The 25,555-nt window shown below is 35.0% G+C and carries 18 protein-coding genes and 3 tRNA genes; 12 read left to right on the top strand and 9 right to left on the bottom strand.

What is annotated here, in order from left to right; genetic code table 11:
• Positions 1-22: 22 nt before the first annotated feature.
• Entirely contained in the window at positions 23-3,133 is a 3,111-nt protein-coding gene (locus ABFR62_00180) for a gliding motility-associated C-terminal domain-containing protein (protein ID MEN8136832.1), read from the bottom strand.
• A gap of 489 nt (positions 3,134-3,622) precedes the next feature.
• Between ABFR62_00180 and ABFR62_00175 the strand changes: the two genes are divergently transcribed.
• Positions 3,623-4,114, top strand: a complete 492-nt coding sequence (locus ABFR62_00175; GenBank protein MEN8136831.1) for a GAF domain-containing protein — start codon at positions 3,623-3,625, stop codon at positions 4,112-4,114.
• Here the strand turns inward: ABFR62_00175 and ABFR62_00170 are convergent.
• Positions 4,095-5,342, bottom strand: a complete 1,248-nt coding sequence (locus tag ABFR62_00170; GenBank protein ID MEN8136830.1) for an ABC transporter permease — start codon at positions 5,340-5,342, stop codon at positions 4,095-4,097. The two genes, ABFR62_00175 and ABFR62_00170, sit on opposite strands and share 20 nt — an antisense overlap.
• Positions 5,343-5,489: 147 nt before the next feature.
• Here ABFR62_00170 and purH point away from each other — a divergent pair, with 147 nt between their 5' ends.
• The 7 genes from purH to ABFR62_00135 all read left to right on the top strand — a co-directional run bounded on the left by purH (position 5,490) and on the right by ABFR62_00135 (position 13,191).
• The gene (gene purH / locus ABFR62_00165) at positions 5,490-7,022 is read left to right on the top strand and encodes a bifunctional phosphoribosylaminoimidazolecarboxamide formyltransferase/IMP cyclohydrolase (protein MEN8136829.1); all 1,533 of its coding nucleotides are present in this window, start codon (positions 5,490-5,492) and stop codon (positions 7,020-7,022) included.
• Positions 7,023-7,044: 22 nt separating this feature from the next.
• Positions 7,045-8,070, top strand: a complete 1,026-nt coding sequence (locus ABFR62_00160; GenBank protein MEN8136828.1) for a rod shape-determining protein — start codon at positions 7,045-7,047, stop codon at positions 8,068-8,070.
• 24 nt (positions 8,071-8,094) lie between these two features.
• The gene (mreC, locus tag ABFR62_00155; protein ID MEN8136827.1) at positions 8,095-8,934 is read left to right on the top strand and encodes a rod shape-determining protein MreC; all 840 of its coding nucleotides are present in this window, start codon (positions 8,095-8,097) and stop codon (positions 8,932-8,934) included.
• Between the two features lie 59 nt (positions 8,935-8,993).
• Positions 8,994-9,440 carry a rod shape-determining protein MreD gene (locus ABFR62_00150; protein MEN8136826.1) on the top strand — a complete coding sequence of 149 codons (447 nt, stop codon included), beginning with the start codon at positions 8,994-8,996 and terminating at the stop codon, positions 9,438-9,440.
• Between the two features lie 34 nt (positions 9,441-9,474).
• On the top strand, positions 9,475-11,316 hold the full coding sequence (gene mrdA, locus ABFR62_00145) for a penicillin-binding protein 2 (GenBank protein ID MEN8136825.1): 1,842 nt from the start codon (positions 9,475-9,477) through the stop codon (positions 11,314-11,316).
• Positions 11,303-12,562 (top strand): rod shape-determining protein RodA, encoded by a 1,260-nt coding sequence (rodA, locus tag ABFR62_00140; GenBank protein MEN8136824.1) that lies wholly within the window; start codon positions 11,303-11,305, stop codon positions 12,560-12,562. The genes mrdA and rodA overlap by 14 nt, the downstream gene beginning before the upstream one ends.
• A gap of 107 nt (positions 12,563-12,669) precedes the next feature.
• Positions 12,670-13,191, top strand: a complete 522-nt coding sequence (locus ABFR62_00135) for a DUF4251 domain-containing protein (GenBank protein MEN8136823.1) — start codon at positions 12,670-12,672, stop codon at positions 13,189-13,191.
• Positions 13,192-13,275: 84 nt separating this feature from the next.
• On the opposite strand, the gene ABFR62_00130 is transcribed toward ABFR62_00135, so the two are convergent.
• The 6 genes from ABFR62_00130 to ABFR62_00105 all read right to left on the bottom strand — a co-directional run bounded on the left by ABFR62_00130 (position 13,276) and on the right by ABFR62_00105 (position 21,423).
• On the bottom strand, positions 13,276-15,429 hold the full coding sequence (locus ABFR62_00130; protein ID MEN8136822.1) for a peptidylprolyl isomerase: 2,154 nt from the start codon (positions 15,427-15,429) through the stop codon (positions 13,276-13,278).
• A gap of 353 nt (positions 15,430-15,782) precedes the next feature.
• Positions 15,783-17,057 (bottom strand): hemolysin family protein, encoded by a 1,275-nt coding sequence (locus ABFR62_00125; protein MEN8136821.1) that lies wholly within the window; start codon positions 17,055-17,057, stop codon positions 15,783-15,785.
• A gap of 118 nt (positions 17,058-17,175) precedes the next feature.
• Positions 17,176-17,751, bottom strand: a complete 576-nt coding sequence (gene lptC, locus ABFR62_00120) for an LPS export ABC transporter periplasmic protein LptC (GenBank protein ID MEN8136820.1) — start codon at positions 17,749-17,751, stop codon at positions 17,176-17,178.
• Between the two features lie 2 nt (positions 17,752-17,753).
• Positions 17,754-19,169: a hypothetical protein gene (locus ABFR62_00115; protein MEN8136819.1), complete on the bottom strand. Its 1,416-nt coding sequence runs from the start codon at positions 19,167-19,169 to the stop codon at positions 17,754-17,756.
• Positions 19,170-19,220: 51 nt separating this feature from the next.
• Positions 19,221-20,594, bottom strand: coding sequence for a hypothetical protein (locus ABFR62_00110; protein MEN8136818.1), 1,374 nt, complete (start codon positions 20,592-20,594; stop codon positions 19,221-19,223).
• Between the two features lie 97 nt (positions 20,595-20,691).
• Positions 20,692-21,423 (bottom strand): type III pantothenate kinase, encoded by a 732-nt coding sequence (locus ABFR62_00105; GenBank protein MEN8136817.1) that lies wholly within the window; start codon positions 21,421-21,423, stop codon positions 20,692-20,694.
• 199 nt (positions 21,424-21,622) lie between these two features.
• Here ABFR62_00105 and ABFR62_00100 point away from each other — a divergent pair.
• From ABFR62_00100 to pepF, 4 genes are all read left to right on the top strand, one after another.
• Positions 21,623-21,695: transfer RNA gene (locus ABFR62_00100), tRNA-Phe, on the top strand.
• Between the two features lie 34 nt (positions 21,696-21,729).
• Positions 21,730-21,802, top strand: a tRNA-Phe gene (locus ABFR62_00095).
• Positions 21,803-21,826: 24 nt separating this feature from the next.
• Positions 21,827-21,899: transfer RNA gene (locus tag ABFR62_00090), tRNA-Phe, on the top strand.
• A 329-nt stretch (positions 21,900-22,228) separates the two neighbouring features.
• Positions 22,229-24,115 (top strand): oligoendopeptidase F, encoded by a 1,887-nt coding sequence (gene pepF / locus ABFR62_00085; GenBank protein ID MEN8136816.1) that lies wholly within the window; start codon positions 22,229-22,231, stop codon positions 24,113-24,115.
• Between the two features lie 243 nt (positions 24,116-24,358).
• Here the strand turns inward: pepF and ABFR62_00080 are convergent, their stop codons facing one another.
• Entirely contained in the window at positions 24,359-25,363 is a 1,005-nt protein-coding gene (locus ABFR62_00080) for a pseudouridine synthase (GenBank protein MEN8136815.1), read from the bottom strand.
• Between the last annotated feature and the right edge of the window lie 192 nt (positions 25,364-25,555).

Below are 25,555 nucleotides of genomic sequence, written 5' to 3'. Positions count from 1 at the left end.
TTTATCTTAATTAAATATAGAGTTATCTTAATAAAGTTATCGACCCCATAATAGGCTCTTTATCCTTTTGCTTTATAACATAGAAATAAGTTGCCGCAGGTAAAAGATTACCGTTGTATGCCCCTCCCCAGTCATTCTGATAATTTACCGTTTGCAGGACGATTGATCCCTGTCGGGTCAGGATAGTTACCTCTACATCTCCAGAGTAAGCTAAGCCCTCAGGAATTGTCCAAACATCATTTTTACCATCGCCATTGGGAGTAATCAAATTTCGAATATCTTTTGCTGTCAGTCCTTCAACAATAACCTTTAAAACGATCACTTTTTCACAACCGGTTTCATTAGTAATTTTAAGCTGGTAGCTTGTATTACTTTGTGGAGAAACCGCATAAGTATTACTTTCATCATATACTAAAACTCCATCCCTATACCACTCATATTCAACTCCGCCATATGCTCTAAACTCAGCAATCTCACCTACAGAAATATTAATCACATCCTCATGAACACCCATATTATCCTGAGCATATGAAACACTCACAATATCTGTCATTTGAGAACATCCCTTATCTGACGTAACTTTCGACTTATATTCTCCATCTTCGGAAACGACAAGATTCTCTGATTTCTCTCCTGTAATCAATATATCGTCCTTATACCATTCAAATTCTAATCCATTTCCTATAGCAGTTGCAGTTAATACAACACTACTTCCATTACACATTTCCACATCTCCATCTCCCAAGATTTGAGCTTCCAGATTTGCCATCAGGATTACAACTTCATCAGGAGCTGTAAGGCCGGCACACAAACCATATGAGACTATGAGATTATAGGTTCCGGCAGTTTCATCGGAAACCACAATATTAAGATCAGATGTGTTCGCACCACTAATCAGCTTGCCTTCAAAATACCATTCGTATGTATAATCAGGATCATCTAATTCCGACTGAAGAGTTATTTCGCTTCCCTCACATTTTTCCTCATCAAATTCACCTATAATTTTGGAGTAAGGAACCGCCTTAACCACAACTTCTACTTCTTCTGAAATATATGTACATGAAGGGCTTTCTACTTCCAGATGATATTTACCACTATTCCATTCAAAACCGGTTACTGTATACTCATGCATTCCAACGCCCTGAGCTACTTCCGTTCCATCCTTAAACCAGTGATAAGTATAACTTGCATTAGTCTCTTTCGACAACAATACCACATCTGTTCCTTCGCAAGTAGCTATTGGTCCTGTTTGCTCTATCTCAGCAACAAAATCGTGCATTACAATTGTTACAGGATCCGACATCACAGAACAAGCTCCACCGAAGTTCATCTCCAGTTTATAATCACCTTCTGTTACTGTGCTAATATTTACATCAATACTTGTAGAGGTTGAATCAACAAGAGGACTGCCTTTAAAATACCATTGATAATCATAGTCCGGATCAACCAACGATGATGTCAGGGTAATCCAATCTCCTTTACAGCCATCCTGATCACCTTCAACTATCGAAAATACAGGAACTGCCTTAATTTTTACATCAACTCCGGTTGAAGCATAAATACAAGCAGGACTTTCCACTTCCAAGTGGTACTTACCACTATTAGCCTCCAAGCCTGCAACTGTATACTCCAACATTCCCACACCCTGGGCTACTTCCGCCCCATCCTTAAACCAGTGATAGGTATAACTTGCATTAGTCTCTTTCGACAACAATACTACATCTGTTCCTTCGCAAGTAGCTATTGGTCCTGATTGCTCAATTTCTGCTACAAAATCGTGCATTGCAACAGTAACGGGATCCGACATCACGGGACACGCCCCGCCAAAGTTCATCTCCAGTTTATAATCACCTTCTGTTACTGTGCTAATATTTATATCAATACTTGTAGAGATTGAATCGACAAGAGGACTGTTTTTATAATACCACTGATAATTATATTCCGTATCAACTAACGATGATGTCAGGGTAATCCAATCTCCTTTACAGCCATCCTGATCACCTTCAACAATAGAAAATACAGGAACTGCCTTTATTATAACTTCAACATCAGCAGAAGCCACATTACATGCAGGAGTTTCTACCTCTAAATGATATTTACCCCTATTAATTTCTAAACCGGGTATTGAATACTCTATAAGTCCTATTCCCTGGATTATTTCTATACCATCTTTAAACCAATGATATATATATTCAGTATTTTTCTCCTTAGATGTTAATACAACATCACTCCCCTCACACAATTTTATCGGGCTACTTTGCTCAATTTCTGCTATACCATCATACACAGTTAAAGTAACAGGTTCCGAAACATCACTACAAGCTCCGTGATTTGAAGTTTCCAGGTAATAAGTACCGGCTATTCCAGTTGTAAATTCCTCTCCTGTACCTACAACATTATTTGATTCATCATACCAGGTATATACAGGATTATCTATATCTATACTATTTGCTTTAAATGTAAATTCCTCTGAAGAACATATTTCAGGGTTTATATTTGGATCAATCACAGATGTAGGCACATTAGTAGAAACAACCTCAATAATATTAGACTCGGAATAACAAATCCCCAAAAATGCTCTAATACTGTATTGTCCTGATTCCGTAACCAACAAAGTTGATGAATTCTCCCCAACAATCTCTACCCCATCCTTGAACCAGGTAAGAAATACACTAGCATCCGATCGCAATGTAACCGAACCACCCGAACAAAAAGAAGTGTCGCCATCGGCTGTAATCACAAGCTCTTCGGAAGAAACAATAGTTATACTATCTGACTCGGATGAAAAAACTTCAGGACTGGTTGATCTTATGCGGATTTTATATGAATTTCCGTCAACCAAAGAATTATCAAAAACAACAATATTATCAGGATAATCAGACTGCCCATCAACATAAGCTACTCTTGTTAACTCAGTGGGCGAACTAAAATCACCCGTCTTATCTGATAGTTCTATAACAAATTCAGATCCACTGTTGAAAGTACCTTGTATAGTAAAACCAACGTCGTAATTAAAACCTACAGGGTTACCTGTACACGCATCTGTAAACCATAAATCTGGCTGAGAAATAGTTTGCGAATAACTTGTATTGAAGATCAAAATTAATACTCCAAAAAGTAAAAATCTTTTCATAGATCGGGTTTATGGGTTTTTCATATTACTGTCAATTAACCATTAAAAACATCTAATATTTTTAAAATCACTGACAACCCCCAAAATAAATAATAATTTTCTAATTATCATTAATTATTCTCTCAATATTATCACTAGATATCAACACCTTATTATTTTGTTACAAATAGCAAACCACATATCTAATAAATGAAGCTACTAAACATTTAATTAAAAAACCAGTAACTTCAACTTTTTGACCTTAAGTGCCTTACGTTATATACAGACAACTTATCTTAATCACAATATTCATACAAACTCATATATTAATCTAAATCTAAAACATTCTCTATATCGCCTAACAAGTTTTTTACTTACACCTCAGTCTCTTTTAATAAAGTATTTACTTACAACAATATTCATAAATCACTCAACCATTAACCTTATGTGTTGTATTCCAAACTAATTAGTTATTACTATTTTTGCAATTGCTAAAAACGAAATACTTTTATGAATACGAGTAACTATAAATCTGAAATTAATAAGATCATCGAATCTGATCTAGAGCTTGAAATGAAATTGCAAAATATATGCAATCTTCTTAAAAACGAAATAGATCACTATAACTGGGTAGGCTTCTACTTTAAAAATGGAAACAAAAACGAATTAAAACTTTCTAAATTTTCAGGAGCCCCAACGGATCATACAATTATTCCATTCGGAAAAGGAATCTGCGGACAGGTAGCTCTAAGCAATGACACTTTTGTCGTTCAGGATGTAGCCGAACAAGACAACTATATAGCATGTAGTATAGATGTGAAATCAGAAATTGTAGTGCCTATTTTCGTTAATGGAGAAAATATTGGTCAAATAGATATTGACTCGCACATTTTAAATCCTTTTTCCAAAGAAGATGAAGAATTGCTTAGTTACGTATGTGAACAAATCTCGAAACAAATGGAGCCAATACCGTATCCCGATATCAATATCCTGTTCGAATAGCATCAACAGGGTTCATTTTTGCACCCATCCAGGCAGGAATTATTCCCGCTATGAGGCCGATACTAACAGAGATAGCGATACCTACAATTATATTTTTTACTCCCAGGAAAATTTCCATCTCTGCAAATTCACTCGCCATAAATGTCAACCCAAAAACCATTCCAAGACCAAATAAACCACCCAGTAAAGCCAAAACAACCGACTCCACTAAAAATTGAGATAAAATAAAATAGTTTTTTGCTCCAAGCGACTTTTGTATACCAATAATATTAGTTCTCTCCTTAACCGAAACAAACATAATATTGGCTATACCAAATCCTCCGACCAAAATTGAAAAACCTCCAATTAAAATTCCTGCAATATTTAACACCCCAAAGAATTCATCTAAACCACTTGATAAAACTGACAATTCATTCAATGCAAAATTATCCTTTTCTCTTGGACGCAATCTTCTTATCGATCTCATTGCCCCCGTTAACTCATCCTTAAGCTGCTCAATTCCTATCCCTTCTTTGGGTCGAACCATAATATAACTTCCCAATCTGCCCTCGTTAAGGTTATACTGCTTCCTGATAAAATTCAACGGCACATAAACTCTTTGGTCTTTTGAATTATTGAGCAATGACGAACCTTCCTTTTCAAAAACTCCTATCACTCTTATCTTTCTTCCAAAAACTTTAATATATTTTCCCAGAGGATCACTACTCTCAAAAAGCCCTTTAGATATTTCGGCCCCAATTAAAGCCACATTACTCCCGTTATTTGATTCAGTGTGTGAAAAATACCTTCCACTAGACAAATCCATTGCCCCAAAGTCCTGAAAAGTATAAGAAATAGGAATAACCTGCACTTCGCTAACAGAGTTATTTTTATACTTAACTGTTTGTGAAGGTGGATAAACAGCCATTGCTACAGCATCGGCCTTATTAAAATTACTTGTCAACTTTTGATAATCTTTATAGGTAGCTTCAGGCCTATTCATATATTTCCACCATTCTGCACCACCTTCTCCCCAAGGCCATTTTTGCACATAAACAACGTCATCTCCAAGACTTGCAAGTTCGGAACGAATATTAGTTTCCAGTGAATCAACTGCCGACAACACAGAAATAATTGCAAAAATACCTATTGTAACCCCTAGCAAAGACAAAAAGGTTCTAAGCTTATTTGTCACCAATGCATGTAGGGCAAAGAGCACACTTTCCTTAAAAATTCGAAGCAATATCATAAGCAATACTTTGGAATAAGTAAATATCCCTATTTACAGTTAATTTATTCACAAAAAAAAGTTAAAAAAATCATCAACATTTAATAGGTTCAATATGTTGATTTTATGGTATAAATACCTAAATTCGCAGCTTAATTACACAACAGAATGGGCGACATAAAAAAAGCTAAAGGAGCACTAATCTCGGTATTTCACAAGGATGGATTAGAGCCAATTGTCAGAAAATTGCATGAAAACAACGTAACAATATATTCCACAGGCGGTACACAAAAATTCATAAACGACCTTGGAATCGATGTTGTTCCGGTAGAAGATCTTACTTCATACCCTTCAATTTTGGGAGGTAGAGTGAAAACTCTTCACCCAAAAGTTTTCGGTGGAATTTTATCAAGAAGAGATTTTGAAGGTGATGTAGAGCAGGTAAAAGAATACAATATTCCATCTATTGACATTGTAATTGTTGATCTGTATCCATTCGAAAAAACAGTAGAATCAGGTGCTTCTGAAGCAGATATTATTGAAAAAATAGATATTGGAGGTATTTCCCTTATAAGAGCTGCTGCCAAAAACTTCAAAGATGTACTCATTGTTTCTGAAATGAAACAGTATGGGGAAGTTTACAATATTCTTTCTGAACAAAATGGAAGTACTTCGCTAGAGCAAAGAAAGAGTTTTGCATCTAAAGCATTCAATGTATCTTCTCATTACGACAGTGCAATATTCAACTACTTCAATAAAGATGAAAAAAAAGAAGTACTGAAAATCAGCGAAACGAACGCTAATGTTCTGCGCTATGGAGAAAACCCACATCAAAAAGGTATTTTCTATGGCGATTTAGAAGCTATGTTCGACAAACTACACGGAAAAGAATTGTCGTATAACAACCTTTTAGATGTAGACGGATCTGTTAATTTAATGGCTGAATTTAAGGACGACGATCCTACATTTGCTATTTTAAAACACAACAATGCATGTGGTCTGGCTACACGAAATACAATAAAGCAGGCATACATTGATGCCTTAGCGGGCGATCCGGTTTCTGCATTTGGAGGTGTTCTTATATCAAACTCTGAAATTGATTTAGAAACTGCCGAAGAAATAAATAAGCTTTTTTGTGAAGTTGTAATAGCTCCTTCATACAAAAATGAAGCGCTTGATATTCTAAAATCTAAGAAAAACAGAATTATACTAGTTCAAAAGAATATTGAACTGCCATCAAAACAGGTTCGAACTATTCTAAATGGTATTTTAGAACAAGAAAAAGATAGTATAACGGATACTAAAGAAGACTTAAAACCTGTTACTAACATAAGACCAACAGATAAAGATATTGAAGACTTATTATTTGCTTCTAAAATTTGCAAACACACTAAATCTAACACAATAGTACTTGCAAAGAACAAGCAGTTAATAGCTTCGGGAACGGGACAAACATCGCGAATTGATGCTTTAAATCAAGCCATACACAAGGCAAAATCATTTGAATTTGACTTAAATGGAGCAGCCATGGCTTCTGATGCATTTTTCCCATTCCCTGATGCGGTGGAAACAGCAAACAAAGCCGGAATTCACTCAGTAATCCAACCTGGCGGTTCTATTAAAGATCAGCTTTCGATCGATTACTGTAATGAAAACGATATGCCAATGGTTTTCACAGGAACAAGACATTTTAAACACTAAAATAACATAAACTTTATATAGCATGGGTTTTTTCGATTTCATGACTGAAGATATAGCCATCGACCTGGGTACAGCTAACACTCTAATCATTCACAATGACAAAGTAGTAGTTGACAGCCCCTCAATTGTAGCTATTGACAGAACTACAAATAAAGTAATTGCAGTTGGTAGAGATGCTAGCCAGATGCAGGGTAAAACCCACGAAGACATCAAAACTATACGTCCTCTTAAAGATGGGGTTATTGCTGATTTCCAGGCTTCGGAATACATGATCAGAGAGATGATCAAAAGTATACCGGGTATAAGAAAAAAGCTTTTCACTCCTTCACTAAGAATGGTGATTTGTATACCTTCGGGGATAACGGAAGTAGAAAAACGTGCTGTACGAGATTCTGCAGAACATGCTAACGCAAAAGAAATACACATGATTCAGGAACCAATGGCTGCAGCTATTGGTATTGGAATTGACGTTACCCAGCCAAAAGGGAATATGATAATTGATATAGGAGGTGGTACTACCGAAGTTGCTGTAATTGCTCTTGGAGGTATTGTTTCGGATAAATCAATAAAAGTTGCGGGTGATATTTTCACCGGCGACATCAGTTATTATATGCGTACTCAACACAACCTTTATGTTGGTGAACGTACAGCAGAAAAAATTAAAATAGAAATAGGATCTGCAGTTCCGGAATTAGAAAACCCACCTGAACCGATGAATGTTCAGGGTAGAGACTTACTTACCGGAAAACCTAAGCAAATTACAATAACATATCAGGAAATTGCGAAATCACTTGATAAGTCTATTTTAAGAGTAGAAGATGCTGTTATGGAAGCATTATCTTCAACTCCACCCGAACTATCTGCCGACATATACAACACCGGCATATATTTAGCCGGTGGTGGATCTATGCTTCGAGGACTGGACAGACGTATCTCTCAAAAAACCGAATTACCAGTATTTATTGCTGAAGATCCGTTGAGAGCGGTTGTTAGAGGAACCGGTATAGCCCTAAAAAATATCGATAAATTCAATTTTCTTTTAAAATAATATTAACCAGGGTAATTAATTGTTATGCAGCAATTGCTTTTTTTTCTTGCAAAGAAGAAACACTTTTTTTTGTTCCTTTTCATTCAATTGATTACCCTCTGGTTAACTATCCAAAACCAGGATTACCACAGGGCTAAATTCGTGAATTCAACAGGTAACTTTGTTGGATCGATCTACAGCCTGGCAAACAACTGGGACTCTTATATAGGTCTTAAACAAGAGAACCAAAAACTGCTCGAAGAAAATGCAAAACTACATTCCATGCTATTATCTTCGATGTTTGAAATAGAAAAAAACTACATAAACATCAGTGATTCAAGTTCTGCTAAATTCATTCAAAAATATAACTTTACAGATGCTGAAATCATAAACAATTCTTTTCGCAACAGAAATAATCACATAACTCTCAATAAAGGAAGAGTACACGGAATACAACCCGAAAACGGAGTCATTTCGACCAATGGGATTGTAGGAATAGTTGAAAGTGTAGGAAAAAACTATTCAAGTATTATATCGGTTCTCAATAAAAACCTACAAATAAATGCCAAATTAAAAAACTCTAACTATTTTGGTTCTCTTTCATGGCCCGGGAACGATAGAAATACATTTATATTAAGCGACATACCCAAAGAGGCACAATTTAATATAGGCGACACAATAACTACAGGAGGTTTCTCTACAATCTTCCCTGCCGGAATAAACATTGGAACTGTCGAAAATTTCGAGATCCCGATAGGTCAAAATTATTATGAAATTATAGTAAAGTCATTTGTTGACTATGCAAATATAAAGTCAGTATACATAGTTAAAAATCTTCATAAAAGCGAGATAAACAATATCAAGGAGGATAAATCTGATAAATGAGAAAAAATATTTCAAATATATTAAGATTCATATTATTACTTCTTTTACAGGTAGTAATAATGAATAACATTAATTTTGGAGGATATATCAACCCACAGATATATATTCTTTATGTTTTTTTATTCCCTTACTACAACAAACATTTAGGGTATTTTCTTCTCAGTAGTTTCTTCCTTGGAATATCAATCGATTTCTTCATGAATTCGGGAGGAATAAATGCTTTCTCAATAACCTTGATAGCATATTTAAGACAGAAAATATTTAATATCATAATGGGGAATCAGGAAGCAGGTGAAAAATATTCTATACGTGAAGTACCCTTTTCAAAATCATTAACTTACGTTTTTTCATTAACATTAATTCATCACATTGCTTTATTTTGGTTAGAAAACTTTAGCTTTGACGAACTAAAAAGCATGTTTTTTAGAATTATTTTAAGTACAATATACTCAACTATATTGCTTCTTCTCTCTCTTTCGTTATTTTTACGAAAAAATAAACTTTAAACACTCTAATTGTCAAATTGGACAATAAGTAAAGATGGATAGAAAAATTTTAGCATTTATACTGTTATTTTCTCTGACGATAATTTTTATTATACGTTTATTCTTTCTGCAAGTTGTAAACGATTCTTTTAAGTTTGAATCTGAGAAAAATGCAAGACAAAAAATAATACAATACCCGGACAGGGGTTACATATACGACAGAAATAACGTTTTATTGGTAACCAACCAAACTGCCTATGACCTAATGGTAGTTCCCCGAAATGTTAAAACTATAGACACAGTAGAATTCTGCAATCTAATAAACATTACAAAAGAGAGCTTTATAAAACGTTTGAATAAAGCTAAAGTATATTCCTGGAGAAAGCCAAGTGTATTGGTAGAGGAATTATCGAAAGAAAACTATGCTTTTTTTCAGGAAAAAATGTACAAATTCCCGGGTTTTTATATTCAGAAAAAATCATTGCGAAAATACCCTATAAACTCTTCTCCAAACGTATTAGGCTATGTAAGTGAAGTTTCGACCTGGATATTAAAAAAAGATACTACCGGCTACTATAAACAAGGAGATCAAATCGGATTTGCAGGAATAGAAAAGTCTTACGAAAAAGAATTAAGAGGCAAAAACGGTGTAAAATATTTTGTTGTAGACGTACACAACCGGATACAAGGCTCATACAAAAACAGCTTGTATGACACACTTCCAGTAAACGGAAAAGATATCACTTCAACCATTGATATTCAATTACAGCAATACGGGGAAAAGTTAATGACAAATAAAAGAGGAGGAATAGTAGCCATTGAACCGAAAACAGGAGAAATACTGGCATCTATTTCTGCTCCCAGCTACGATCCGAACTTGCTGATTGGAAGAAAAAGATCAAAAAACTACTCTTTACTTTTAGACTCTGTAGGAAAACCTCTTTACGACAGAGGACTATTAGCAGAATACCCCCCTGGATCACCATTCAAAGTAGTAAATGCACTTATTGCCTTACAGGAAGGAGTAATTAATGAATATTCAAAATACACATGTCATCACGGTTTTCATCATGGGAGTCTTTGGGTAAGATGTCACTGTGGTGTTTATGACAGACCGCACAACTTACATTCGGCCATATTAAGGTCGTGCAACAACTATTTCTCACAAAGCTACAAAGCATCATTAGAAAACTATTCCAGTACGGAAGAAGGTTTTAGAATATGGAGTGAACATGTAAAAAGTTTTGGTCTGGGAAAATTCTTAAACAACGATTTACCAACAGGCCGTAAAGGCCTTGTTCCTTCTGTTGAATTGTACGATCGTCAATACGGCAAAGGAAGATGGAAAGCTACATACAACATTTCAAATGCAATAGGCCAGGGCGAAATATTGGTTACTCCAATACAACTCGCAAATATGACTGCTACAATAGCAAATCGCGGATTTTACTATACGCCTCACATCGTAAAAAAAATAGACGATATCCCTACTAACAATCCGGATTTCATTAAAAAGAATCATACAAGCATAGATAGCGAACATTTCGATAAAGTTATCAAAGGAATGGTAGCTGTGTTTGAATCAGAAAGCGGAACAGCCAGGTATTCAAGATTACCGGGAATAATTCTGGCGGGAAAAACGGGTACCGCAGAAAACCCACATGGACAGGATCACTCAATATTTATAGCTTATGGCCCGGTTGAAGACCCCAAAATAGCTATAGCAGTTTTTGTTGAAAATGGATATTGGGGATCAAGATGGGCTGCACCTATTGCTTCTTTAATGATTGAAAAATATTTAAAGGGAGAAGTGAGCAGAGAGAGATTGGAAGAAAAAATAATTAACGGTTCTTTATTAGAAGAATACGAAAAACAAGCTGTAAGTGAGTCGGAATAAAAGTATCATATCAAATATTGACTGGCTATTAGCCCTTCTATTTGGACTATTTGTAATTACCGGGTGGTTGAATATTTACTCTGCCATACTGGACCAGGAACACATGAGTATTTTTGACATGTCTCAAAAATATGGTAAACAATTAATGCTAATAACGGCAAGTATCGTACTCATATTTATTACACTGATGCTTGATGGAAAGTTTTACGAACGTTTTGCCAGTGTCATATATGTTATCTCTATACTGAGTCTGTTGGGCCTTTTTGTATTTGGAAAAACAGTTGCCGGAGCGACCTCCTGGTACGGAATAGGTACTTTTTCGATTCAACCGTCAGAATTTGCAAAATTTGCAACGGCTTTAGCTGTGGCAAAATATCTCAGCATACCCAATATCAACATAAACAATATTAAAACACAATTAACCGCCTTTGCCATAATATTTCTGCCGGCTATTATTATTACACCACAGCCGGATCCCGGATCAGCACTAATTTACGCCTCGTTCCTATTTGTTATGTACAGAGAAGGTCTAAATGGCCATTATATATTTCTGGGCTTTCTTACAACTACTCTATTCATCCTTAGTATAGTTGTTGATTTTGAAATTATTATCGGAGTATCGGCTGTATTCATCATAGCATATTCAATATACAGAAAGAAAAAATCAAAAAGCATACGACACCTTGTACTATACCTAATGTACATAATTCTTTTTCTAACATCTATTGACTATGTATATGAAAATATACTGGAAGACAGACACAGAAACAGATTAGAAATATTACTAGGACTAAAACATGATCCTTCAGGTGTTGGATACAATCAACATCAATCAATGGTAGCTATAGGATCGGGAGGATGGACAGGTAAAGGTTTTTTATTAGGCACACAAACAAAGGGAGACTTTGTTCCGGAACAGAGTACAGATTTCATATTTTGTACTGTAGGAGAAGAATGGGGATTTTTGGGTAGCACTTTATTTATTATTCTTTTTGCCGGATTCATTGCAAGAATCCTATACAAGGCAGAACAACAGAAATTAAAATTCAGTCGAATTTACGGATATTCGGTAGCCATGATATTCTTCTTCCATTTCGCGATCAACATTGCAATGGTTACAGGAATTGCCCCCGTTATTGGTATCCCCCTACCATTTTACAGTTATGGAGGATCTTCTCTATGGGGTTTCACAATACTATTATTTATTTTTATCCGTCTGGATTCAGAAAATCACAGCATACTATAGTATTAACTTTTATACAGACTCCTAACAACAACAGAAGCAGATAGAACACTTAAGTTGTATGTTATATATTTTCATTAAATTTAGTGAAGATGAATAATATACAAATCATGAAAAAACTCATTCTATATTTAGCAGTGATCTCCACATTCATTTCTTGTGGTTCTTCAAAAACTTTATCTCCTGAAAAGCAGGCAGAGTTAAATGCAAAAAAAGAGAAATACAAAGAAATTTTCGAGAAACAGTCTTTCGCACTTGAAGCAAATACAGTGTACTCTAAAAAAGGAAGAAGTTTTCAGGTGAATCCAACTATCAACTTTGTCCTTTTAAAAGAAGGAAAAGGAACATTACAGCTCGGGTTCGAACAACTTATAGGCTGGAATGGTCTTGGAGGAATAACCCTGGAGGGAAATGTAAGAAACTACAAGGTTATAGATGGAAATGAAAATCAAATGCCCCGGGTAAAATTCGACATGAACGGTTCATTAGGATGGGCTACAGTAAATATTACAGTTAACTCCAGCGGAATAGCAAGAGCTACCGTTGACGGAAATTTCGGAGAGAGAATTACATTTTCCGGCCCTTTAAAAGACCTAAGCGAGTCAAGAATATACAAAGGATCTCATCTATAACAAAACCTGATACAATACCGAATAAATTAAAAAAAGAAGGCTGCCATTGGCAGCCTTCTTACATATCTTATATTTTAAATTCTATTAATAGAATCTTGAACGATTATCTGTAATTTGAACAGAATTCTTCAAAGCATCGAAAACCTGATAATTAACTCTTGATTTTATCTGTCCGTCAAGTCTATTACTATAAGTAGAGTAATTTGGCAACTCAACTGCCTGCTTAGTTTCTTCAACCTCTACAACAAATACTCCTGCGTTACCAACTATAGGCTCAGAAAGCTCTCCTTTTTTCATTCCGAAAAGCTCACCAACTACCTTAGGCTCACGACCTGCTCCCGGTATTACTGGGTTCTCAAAGTGAATACTACTTGCTGTTCTAACAGTTTCCTCAGTATTTTTTGCTACTTCCTCTATTGATGATCCTGAAATCTTATCTTTTAGCAATTCAGCTTTCTTCTCATTAAGAACAATTGGCTCAACTACACTTCTGGCAACATCTACAGAAGAAATTCCAGCTTCTGATGTATTATAAAGCAACACTACGATATAACCATCTTCCACTGTTTGTAATTTAGTATCTCCAATTTGAGTTTCCTCATTAAAGGCCCATTTTACAATATCACGCTGATCTCCAACGCCCGGAATATTAAATTCCATAGCTTTTAAACCTTCTACATTTCTTGCCTCATAACCTTTTGCCGAAGCATCCGCCTGGAATGACTCTAAAGATTTATTAGCAGCTGCGAAACTTGAAGCCTTAGTATACATTTCATTATCACTTTCATCAGATGGAAGAACACTTCTAACGATTGTAGCTAGTTTTACAGATTTTGCAATATTCTTTTGATCTTCAATTTTAACAATATGGTATCCAAAAACTGTTTTTACAACTCCTGTCTTACCTTTTTTATTGTTAAATACGAAGCTATTAAACTCAGGAACCATTCTTCCATAAGTAAACCAACCCAAATCTCCGCCGTTACCAGCTGTTGGACCATCGGAATACTCTTTCGCCAACTCTACAAAATCAGATTTATTTTTGTTTATTGCATTAGCAAGGCTATCAGCCAAAATCTTAGCTTGTGCATCAGTTCTTGTTACGGCAGGAGAAGCACTATTAGCTCCCTGGAAAGAAATCAAAATATGACTGGCCTTAACAGAATCAGGCATAACTTTTGTGTCTATTAATTTTGAAACTTTGAAAGTTTCTCCATCTTTATATGGTCCATATACATCACCTGCATTGGCATTAAATGCAAAATCTTCTAAATCTACAGGCAATTTACCCGCTTGATAGTAATTTGGATCGAAGTTTACATCAGACTTAGAATTTACAAATAATGAATCCTGATCAGTATTAGCAAATCCCGGAATAGTATCGTAAGAGTTAGTAGCTCTAACATACTCTATTCTATCCTGCATTACTTTCAGCAAATCTTCTTTTACCCCAGCCTCATCAGACAACGATGGCTGTACCTTAAAGAATACATATTGAATATCTCTACCTGCCTCAGTTTTAAACTCATCTTCATGATCGTTGATATAAGCGCTAATTTCGCTATCTTCTACCTTTACTTCTTCATCTTTAACAGAACTAAATGGCAAATAAACATATTTAGCATTTACCTGATCATTACGGAATTTATAGTCGTCTTTCCCATCCTGATCGGTAGCAGATAAACCTGAACTAATCAGACTGTAATAGCTATTTACAATACCACGCTCTTTCAAAGACTTTTCGAAATTACCCCAATCAATCCATAGTTGAGCAGCCTGAGCATTAGAATTAGCATTTTCACGTAAATAAGCTAAATATTCTTTTACCTTATTTTCATCAAAAATCCCTTGCTCTGTTTTAAATGCAGGTGCATTTTGAATACTTGGATCCGTTATTACCAGATGCCATAACTCATCTTCACCTATGTTCAACCCTAATTTTTCAACTTCACTGTCGATTAGCGTTTTTCTTTCAAGGTTATTCCAAACGATATTTGAAACCTGTGTAACTGAATTAATACCCTGACGCTTATAAGCATCTAAAGTACGTTGAACTTCAGGGTTAAAATCCTGATACGAAATCTCTTTTCCGTCAATAACTCCTACTACCAACTGATTTCCTCTTAAAATAGAGCTACCTGACTTAAATAAATCACCCAAAACAAATGCAAATAATGCAAATCCTATTATTGCAATTAAAACACCTGATTTTGCTCTTATACGGTTTAATGTTGCCATTATTATTATTTTAATTTAATTGGAGGCGAAAATACATTTTCATTTACTAATATCAAAGATTAGAAGTATTATATTATGCTAATTGTAAAACATTTTTGTAATTAATATTTCTCCTGTATATTTCATCCTAGGGAGTTCAACGAGAAATTTACTATGCTTTTGATTAAATGGCTAGAGGATTAGAAGATTAGAAAATGATTTTTCTCTTGACAAGTTTTATTAAAAACTGGCAGTCCTAACTACAGCCTGAGCTCTACTAGAGAATCGAAAGGGCTTTAACCCGGTAAAATAAAAACAACTAGAGGACATATACTGCTTAAATCGGGATGTGGATCAGATCCCATTCTGAAGTACTACTCATGCGGATGAACTACTAACTTAATTTCATCAATCTTATTGTTAGAAACTTTAGTAACCTTAATTTCGAAATTATCTATTTCTATAATTTGATTTTTTTCAGGAATATTCTGCAAATGAAACAATACAAATCCACCAATAGTTTCATAATCATCATTTTCTTCAATTTCCAATGAATAGGTATCATTTAATTGATCGATCTCTAATCGTGCAGAAAAAACATACTCGTTTTCACTCAATTTTTTTTCAGTCATAGCGATGCGGTCGTGTTCATCTTCGATCTCTCCAAAAAGCTCTTCAACTATATCTTCCAATGTTACCAAGCCACTGGTACCTCCATATTCATCAAGAACAACAGCAACAGACTTCCTCTTCTTTATCAGGGTATTCAGCAATTCGTTTACCGGAAGGGTTTCGGGTACAAATTCAACAGGTAGAAGTATAGATTTTATGTCATTAGGTTTCTTAAACATTTCAAATGAATGAACATAACCGACAATATCATCAATATCTTCTTTATAGACAATTATCTTAGACTTTCCGGAACTTACAAATAGTTTATTTAAACTAGATATAGTGTCATCACTCTCTATACTCAATATTTCGGTGCGCGGAATCATGCACTCTCTGGCCTTAACTTCGTTAAACTCCAAAGCATTTTGAAACATCTGAATCTCTACATCCATTTCTTTTTTCTCATCAACTGTTTCAAGTTGTTCAGAAATATAATTACCCAGATCTACCCTGCGAAACTCACTCTCCTTTTCCTCAATTTTTTCACCTGTAAATATTGTAAGAGCTGATTTAGACAACCATACAACAAAATTTGACACAATAAAAAACAATAAATAAATCAAATAAACAGGCAGTGCAAATATTGAAAGAAGTTCGTTAGAATAGATTCGAAATATAGCCTTTGGCATGAACTCGGCCGTAACCAGAATAACCAATGTAGATATTAAAGTTTGTACCAATAATATCCAAAAAGGATAAGCTTTAGTACTAATATAATCGGGAAACAGAAAAGAAATAATAAGATCTCCCATAAAGATACCATAAACAACCAGAGCTATATTGTTTCCGATTAGCATAGTTGCGATAAATTCACTCGGATTCTTATTTAACTTAGATATTATTGTGGAATTCCAATTACCCTGCTTTTTTTCTAACTCGAAGTGTAGTCTGTTTGAGGTAATGAAAGCAATCTCCATTCCTGAAAAGAAAGCAGAGAAAATTATTGATATGACAATTACAATAACACTATCGATCATTGATAAAAATAAGTTGATGAATTTATTACGAATATAAGAAGTTATTATACATTCACATCAATTAAAGACATAAAACTAGAATTGACCCCTAAACAAAACCTAAGATTATAAAATTCAATTACTCTTTGTTATCATCAACAGAAATATCACCAGATGAATTTTTGATCTTATAATATGAAAAATCTTCATCGGCTTCGAATCCCCCCTCTCCTATAATCACCTGATCTTTCTGGATTATTCGGACTAGTTCATCAGAATAGATAATTTTCTTTTTTGAATCCCAAAACATTTTTTCAGTTTTGAGTGTATCTCCATTGTCATTTATTACAACAACATCTCCCCTAACTTCCGAGAGATCTTTCTTCTCATAATTAATTCCGTAATTCGCTCTCAGATAATTTTGAACAAGGGTATCACGATCCTTAAAGAAAAACACCTCAATTCCTTTTGGAAATTCTTTAAAGGGTTCTTCTTTTTCTTCATGAAAGATGGCTAATGGAGCTTTCATCCGAAGTTTTACAATACCGGAATCTGTATATATCATATCAAGTCCCTCTATATTGTTATCGGTATTTATTCTTGTTTCGTTGAGTTTATCGATCTCCTTCATATTGTTTTCACAAGAAAAAAGCACTGTCACTCCCAAGAGAGCAACAATGCTTTTTAAAACAATATTATATATATATGTTCTCATCATTAAGTCTGAGGTACTCTAACTGTTTCTTTAATCCAACAACCAATTGTATATTTTGGTTTACCAATATATCCAAATTGGAAAATCATAGTTTTATCCGGAACCTGAGTTCCCCACTGACTAATTTTCTTCCCTGCTTTTTTAGATACTTTTGGATCTACAGATCTTGCCTTTGCATATTTATCAATAGCAGCCCAATAAACAGCTTTTTTCTCAAATACGTTAGTTCCACAAGAATTAGCACTTGAAGCGTACATATCACCAATTAAGATGTAAGGCTCTCCCCAGTTTTTTCTGTTTTCAATAGCTTTATAAGCATATGATCTCGCTTCTGATTTTCTGCCTAATTTAAATAATGCCTGAGCAGCTTTGAAATAATCATCGCCTTTTTTAGTTGCATCATCTCCAAGCTTAATAGCTTCTTCGTAATATTTTAATGCTTTTGAGTATTCTTTATTTGACAAAGAAAGCAATCCGGCAACACGTGAAGATGAAGCACTAGGATCTAATTTACTTTTAGAATCAACAAGTTTAAAGAAAATATCACTATCGAAACATTTTTTTCGTGTCATCATTTTAACACCTCCGTTTACCCAGTCTATATCAGCTTTACGCTCCTCAAATTTAGACCCGTACAAAACATCTAAACGTTCACAAGTAGCAATTTTTCCGATTATCTTCTCAACATTTGCCTCTACAGTTTCGTATGCACCAAGGTGGTTCTTTGCAGAATTCAACTTCTTAGCTTCTTTTTTACTAAGAGTTTTTCCGTCTTCCTCCATTTGCTCATACTTAGCAATAATCCCTGTTTCTTCCTCCTTGTTTTCATCAATAGCCACAACTACGTTATCGTAAACCTCAAAAACCTGCTCATCAGTAAACACCTTTTCATTAAACAGTCTGGTTGAAGCCGTGAAATATGAATAAAGTGTAGAAGCACTTAATTTTGATCCATCCAATTCATATGCTTTATCCAAAACATCGAAAGCTTCCTGAGTTGTACCATATTTGTAGCCTACCATATCAGAACCCTTCATTCCGGTAACATATCCTGTTTTACCCGGAAAGTAAACCAATCGATCATCGTAAACCTTCATCAATTTAGCCAATAAAGCTTCCTTCTCCTCTGGTGAAGTAGTATTTTTATACTTATACTTTATCAACTTAGGACCGTGAATATAAATATTCTTATGAGCTGACGGACAGTTCTCATAAACAAAGTTCCAAGATTCATAAGCGTCTTTGTAATTTTTCGATTTGTAATATTCATAATAAATAGACAAATTCTCTTTTACCTTTTGATCTTCTTTACACGCTACCTCTGACTTTGCTTCCTGGTTAGTATCCTGCGCTAAAGTCGGCAATGAATACGACAAACCAACAACAAACAATATTAAACCTAAAACTTTACTCTTCATAATTTATATAATTTACCCTTAATATATTACTATTCTCTTATTATTCTACTATTAATAGTACTTAACTTTTTTAAACCACTTATCGCTAAGTGAAAAAGCAACTACAAAATTAAAATAATTTTCCTTTATTAAATCATTATCTGTAGTTCCTCTTGTTCCAAAGGCTCCTCCAATACTAATATTGGATGCCCCATTTCCAACTGGTAAGCCAAACCCGAAGTTCACACTGTAATCTACAATATCCGTGCCATTAATGGAAACTCCCATTTCTTCGTACTTAAATCCGGCTCTGTAAGTAATTCTCTCCCAATAGCTCATCAGTGAATTATACTTAGGTGTAAAATACCCTCCAACAGAGTATTTTTTACTTTGTTTAAAGCTCACTTTATAACCTTCAGTTCCAAATGTCAGATCAATAGGGTCTTTAAATTCATAATTAGCACCTATCATCCATTTTGAATAATTACCGATACTAATACCGGCACTTCCACGACTTGGAACAGAAATATCGTCAAGTTTTGACGTACCACTAACATAATGCAATGTATCTATAGGCTGCTCAACTCCATTCGACACGAACTTAAACGTATACAAATACTTAGTATATTCCAGTTCGCTCTCATTACCCAATCCATAAGTTGCACCAAGCGTGTATTGTAACTTTTCGTTTAATTTTCCGGTGTACAACAACCCCATATCAAACTGCCAGTCTTTAATCCTTAACTTCTCCTCTTCTTTCGTTCCATACTGACTACCTTCAAATAAAACATCGTCAGGAGTATTGACATCTCCATCAAGATCAGCTAATACTGCCGGAGTAAACATTCTTACCGATCTGCTAATATTACCAAACTGATAATTCGCATTTACTCCCATCGAAAAGCCCTTAAAAGGACTATAAGAAAGCCCCAAAAAGGCACGATTTACACCTCCAAACCCGTTAAAGCTATATATATTGTCGTAAATCCCATCATAAATCATCTCTCCATTCTCGTCAAAAAGCTCTAATTCAGAATCATGTTGAGTATCCGTACTGTTTAAGCTATAACCAGTAGATGATGTTGGCATAAAGCCCATTGCTGCACCCCATTTTCCCATTGGAATTCCGATTAACAGATGATTTAAGCCTACATAGCTATTACTTTCAGAATCAGTAGACGTTTCTAATTGAGTATATCTACCCTGCGTTCCAAGTGAGTATGTTGTTAAACTTAAAAAGGAATAACTTGCCGGGTTAGTCGGGTTCACGTGTACATTATCCCAGAAAACACTATTTAATCCTCCCATACTAACTGATTCTGCAGGCCCCAAATACTTTGAATCACCCAGTCCAAAAGCCGAATAAGGTGATGTTTCAATACTTTGAGCAAACAACAAGCTCGGGAATACTATTAGTATTAATATTTTAATTGGTAATATTTTCATCTATTAATGATTTTATATTTTGATCAGATGGCGTTCGCAAGAAAAAATTTTATCATTCCCCGTGGGTCAAAATTGTTGAAATTTTGTCTTGCTCGTTTCATCTAATTTTGAAATTATAGTTCAAGATTATGTTTAATCCTCGCAATAATATTTTTTGGTCTGCAAATATGCTATTTTTTAATTTGTTTGCAAAGAAAGGATGGTCTCCTCCACTAATAAAAACAGAAATATTTTCAAATTCGCTCTTTAACACCTCAATATAGTTATCAATCTCAGAACAAATTCCAAAAACAACACCATTTACAAGCGACATTTCGGTATCTTTTCCAATAATTGAATGTGATTCTTTAAAACTAACTAACGGTAATGATTCTGTAAAATTGTGCATTGCCTTAAAACGCATATTCATTCCAGGGGATATAGCACCTCCCTGATAAACCCCATCTGCAGTTACAACATCATAAGTTATACACGACCCCATATCTACTACCAAACTGTTTCCTTCCGGATTAGCTTCGTAGGCAGCAACAGCAAGGGCTCTACGGTCCACTCCTAATGTTTCGGGAGCAGAATAATTTATTTTTATTGGTAATTCTGTTTTTGAATCTAAAACAATATTGAAAAAATTATCATCCAGAAACTCATTTAAACCCTCTATATCAGTACCGACATTAGACACGATCGACTTACTGAATTCATAATCATTCCGGAGTTCTATAATTTTATCAATCACTTCTTCATAATCAACCACACAATCACTAAGCAAATCATCAGCTTTATAAACAGCTAATTTTGCTTTTGTATTTCCTATGTCAATTATTAAATTCATTGTTTATCTATAAAATTCAGGCAAAAATAAAAAAGCTTAGCATATATGTTAACATATAAATAAGTTATTATCAGAAAATATTCATTTATATTTCAAGTCGTTAAGACCTCAAAATCAACAAAGTTCTTTTTTTTACAAAAATAGCTTTTATTATTCAAAACAAATACCATATATTTGCACCCGCTAAGAAAAAAAGCACGGTACCTTAGCTCAGTTGGTAGAGCAATGGACTGAAAATCCATGTGTCCCTGGTTCGATTCCTGGAGGTACCACTCAAGTTCTTAAAATAGTGAATAAAAAATAGAAGGTACCTTAGCTCAGTTGGTAGAGCAATGGACTGAAAATCCATGTGTCCCTGGTTCGATTCCTGGAGGTACCACTTTCTTTTTTTTAATTACGGTAAGGTACCTTAGCTCAGTTGGTAGAGCAATGGACTGAAAATCCATGTGTCCCTGGTTCGATTCCTGGAGGTACCACAAAAAAGCCGCAACAATTACTCTAATTGTTGCGGCTTTTTTTATTCTCTTTTTATCCAAAAAGTCTAAAGTAGATCCTGAATTTATTTTAGGGTAGAAAGTCTAAAGTTTAGACTATGGGCTTGATTTTTCTCATCGTGAAAACCCTACTTTATTTAACTTACTTTCTTCTGAAAATCTACGCACTAACACCAAATGCGTCTATCAATAAATCATCTACACCTCTGACGCTGACACAAAAGCTCCAGAATAAAAACCAGTTATGAATTTGAGTCAAAAAAAATCACTACATTTAAATATAAAACTATGTAAAACAAAATTATAACATTGTGAAAACAAAACTTAGAACCAGCCTGTTATTTGTGCTATTTATTTCGCTGCTAACAGGAACAGCAAGCTATGGACAAAACGACCGAGCTGAAATAGAAGACAAATACAAATGGGATTTAACAGATATTTATGCATCTGAAGAAGCATGGAATCAGGCAAAAGAAAAACTGACAGGAGAACTCGACAGGATTGACGACTTCAAAGGAAAACTAACCCAGTCTCCTCAAAACCTGTTAGATGCTATGGTATACAGATCTACAGTTTCTAAAGAGATGACTAAACTCTACATATACGCGAGCATGAATGCCGATCTGGACACCCGTAACATGCACTACAAAGGTATGGAACAGGAATTACAGCAAATATTCACTGATTTCTCGGCTAAGGCAGCGTTTGTAAGACCTGAAATACTAAGCGTTGACTGGTCGGTTATTGAAGACTACATAAGCAAAGAACCCCTGCTGAAAGAATACGAAATGGGATTAAAAGATTTATTCCGCCAACAGAAACATTCTTTAAGTGAGGCAGAAGAGAGAATCCTTGCATTATCAGGTTTAATTACCGGCTCACCTGCATCAATATACGGAACATTTAAAGATGCAGAAATGCCAAGCCCGGAAGTAACACTTGACAACGGAGAAGTGGTTGCACTTAACAGTGCCGGATATGAAAAATACAGAGCATCAGCCAATCGCGCTGACCGGAAAAAAGTATTCGAAGGTTACTGGAACAATTTCAAAAAATACGAAGCCTCATATGGAGATATGCTATACGGTAATGTAAAAAGCGATTTATTCGTTTCAAAAGCCCGTAAATATGAATCTTCACTCGAAGCATCGTTATTTCCAAACAATATACCTACTGATGTTTATAAATCTTTGGTAAACAACGTGAATAAAAATCTTCCTGCATTCCATAGATATCTGAAAATTAAAAAGCGTATGATGGGAGTTGACACTCTAAAATATATGGATCTGTATGCTCCTTCGGTTAAAGGCGTGGACCTGAAATACACATACGAGGAAGCTCAGGAAATTATACTAAAATCTTTAGCCCCACTTGGAAAAGATTATGTTGCCACTGTAGAAAAAGCTTTTAACGAGAGATGGATTGACGTATACCCTACACCGGGAAAACGTTCAGGGGCATACTCAAACGGAGCATTTTACGACGGACACCCTTACATTTTATTAAATTACAATGGTCTGTACAACGACGTAAGCACCACAGCTCACGAACTGGGGCACACAATGCAAAGCTACTATTCGAACAAAAATCAGCCCTACCCTACTTCTGATTACGGAATATTTGTTGCCGAAGTAGCTTCAACTTTCAACGAAGTATTACTATTTAACCACATGTTGAAAAAAGTAAAAGATGAGGAAGTAAAACTTTCACTGTTAATGGACAGACTTAACGGATTTAAAGGAACTCTTTTCCGCCAGACGCAATTTGCCGAATTCGAAATGAAAATTCATGAAGCTGCGCAGGCCGGAACTCCTTTAACTGGCGAGTACCTGTCTAATCTATACAAGGAAATTGTACATAAATATTACGGACACGATGCCGGAGTATGTTATGTTGATGAATATATCAACACGGAATGGGCCTTTATCCCTCATTTCTATTACAACTTCTATGTATACCAGTACAGTACTTCGTTTGTAGCATCAAATTCACTGGCAGAAGCAGTTATGAATAAAGAAAAAGATGCTTTGGAAAAATACCTTGCATTTCTAAGCTCAGGAAGCTCAGAATATCAGATCGAACTGCTAAAGAAAGCAGGTGTAGACATGACAAGTCCAGAAGCTTTCACTAAAACAATCAGTGCCATGAATAAAGTTATGGATGAGATTGAGAAGATACTTGACAAGAAAGGAATGTAAAATTTAATCCATTAAAAACATTTGAGCAGGAAATTAGTCAGCTGATTTCCTGCTTTTTTTTTAAACAAGCTCAGTTATACCAATATGACATCAAAATGACCGATATAATATTTTTTTGAATTTATGATCGAACTCACGCAATTACAGTAATTGATATATCCATAATTGCAACCCGGACAAAAAAAAATCCTTTGCGAAAAATTCACAAAGGATTAACATCTTTTACAACTACATTATTGATCGCTAGATCATCTTCAAAAAGTTTACTTCATCCTGAGTAAGGAAACGCCACTGCCCTCGTTTAATGTTCTTTTTAGTCAGTCCGGCAAACATAACTCTATCGAGCTTAACAACCTCATAACCTAAAGATTCAAAAATACGACGAACGATACGGTTTTTTCCTGAACTGATCTCAATACCAACTTCTGTTTTTGGTGCATTATTTACATAAGAAACACTATCAACATACACCGAACCATCTTCCAAATGCATCCCGTCAAGTATTTTCTCGAGGTGTACCTGTTTCAGCTTCTGATTAAGTGTAACATGATACATCTTTTTCACTCCAAAAGTTGGATGAGTAAGACGCTTTGTCATTTCCCCATCATTTGAAAATAAAAGTACTCCTGTAGTATTTCTGTCAAGTCTTCCTACCGGATAAACCCTTACATTACCTATACCACTAATAAGATCCATTACAGTTCTACGACCGTGAGTATCTTCTCTAGTAGTAATAAAGTTTTTAGGCTTATTCAACAATACATACAATTTCTTTTCTGCCTGTATGCTTGTTCCGTCAAACTTAACTTCATCAGTACTCTTAACCCGATATCCCATCGAGTCTACAACTTTACCATTTACGGTAACTAATCCAGCAACAATGTGCTTGTCGGCATCACGCCGAGAACAAATACCAGCATTTGCGATAAACTTGTTGAGTCTGATTCCATCTTTCTCAATTCGTTTTTCTACACTGGCCTGGGTTTCATGTTTCTTCCCGCTTTTAAAAGGCTTATTAGCTCTGGAATTCTTAAAATCTCTTTCAGAATTTCCTCCGGAACTCTTTTTTAGTTTCGATCCGGCTCTCTCAGCTCTGACCTTACTAAAATTTTCAGCACTATTTTCTCTATCACGACGACGTTTGTCTGTGTCGCTGTGACGTTGGGAGCGGTGACCTTTTTTATTATCAGTATTCGAAACCCTTGATTTACCTTCTCTTTTACCAGAAGATTTTTTGTCTACTGCCATATATTATATTTCGAAAAAATTTTTGCAAAAGTACTACATTTCAAACAAAATGCACTACTTATAATGAAATAGTTTACAAAGTCAAATATTTACAATTCAAACGTTTATATGAAGTTATGAGTACTTGGAGTTATGAGCACTTTTAACTCTAGGCACTTATAACTCTAGGCACTCCAAACTTTATTATGAGTA

The sequence above is a fragment of the Bacteroidota bacterium genome, assembly GCA_039714315.1.
GTDB lineage: Bacteria > Bacteroidota > Bacteroidia > Flavobacteriales > JADGDT01 > JADGDT01.
The sequence above is the reverse complement of the archived record's forward strand: the minus strand, read 5'-3'. Positions and strand labels throughout refer to the sequence as shown.

Bases quoted from the DNA above. Each gene is read 5' to 3' on its own strand.
- ABFR62_00180 (MEN8136832.1), bottom strand. From the start codon at position 3,133: ATGAAAAGATTTTTACTTTTTGGAGTATTAATTTTGATCTTCAATACA.
- ABFR62_00175 (MEN8136831.1), top strand. From the start codon at position 3,623: ATGAATACGAGTAACTATAAATCTGAAATTAATAAGATCATCGAATCT.
- ABFR62_00170 (MEN8136830.1), bottom strand. From the start codon at position 5,342: ATGATATTGCTTCGAATTTTTAAGGAAAGTGTGCTCTTTGCCCTACAT.
- purH (MEN8136829.1), top strand. From the start codon at position 5,490: ATGGGCGACATAAAAAAAGCTAAAGGAGCACTAATCTCGGTATTTCAC.
- ABFR62_00160 (MEN8136828.1), top strand. From the start codon at position 7,045: ATGGGTTTTTTCGATTTCATGACTGAAGATATAGCCATCGACCTGGGT.
- mreC (MEN8136827.1), top strand. From the start codon at position 8,095: ATGCAGCAATTGCTTTTTTTTCTTGCAAAGAAGAAACACTTTTTTTTG.
- ABFR62_00150 (MEN8136826.1), top strand. From the start codon at position 8,994: ATGAATAACATTAATTTTGGAGGATATATCAACCCACAGATATATATT.
- mrdA (MEN8136825.1), top strand. From the start codon at position 9,475: ATGGATAGAAAAATTTTAGCATTTATACTGTTATTTTCTCTGACGATA.
- ABFR62_00135 (MEN8136823.1), top strand. From the start codon at position 12,670: ATGAAAAAACTCATTCTATATTTAGCAGTGATCTCCACATTCATTTCT.
- ABFR62_00130 (MEN8136822.1), bottom strand. From the start codon at position 15,429: ATGGCAACATTAAACCGTATAAGAGCAAAATCAGGTGTTTTAATTGCA.
- ABFR62_00125 (MEN8136821.1), bottom strand. From the start codon at position 17,057: ATGATCGATAGTGTTATTGTAATTGTCATATCAATAATTTTCTCTGCT.
- lptC (MEN8136820.1), bottom strand. From the start codon at position 17,751: ATGAGAACATATATATATAATATTGTTTTAAAAAGCATTGTTGCTCTC.
- ABFR62_00115 (MEN8136819.1), bottom strand. From the start codon at position 19,169: ATGAAGAGTAAAGTTTTAGGTTTAATATTGTTTGTTGTTGGTTTGTCG.
- ABFR62_00110 (MEN8136818.1), bottom strand. From the start codon at position 20,594: ATGAAAATATTACCAATTAAAATATTAATACTAATAGTATTCCCGAGC.
- ABFR62_00105 (MEN8136817.1), bottom strand. From the start codon at position 21,423: ATGAATTTAATAATTGACATAGGAAATACAAAAGCAAAATTAGCTGTT.
- ABFR62_00080 (MEN8136815.1), bottom strand. From the start codon at position 25,363: ATGGCAGTAGACAAAAAATCTTCTGGTAAAAGAGAAGGTAAATCAAGG.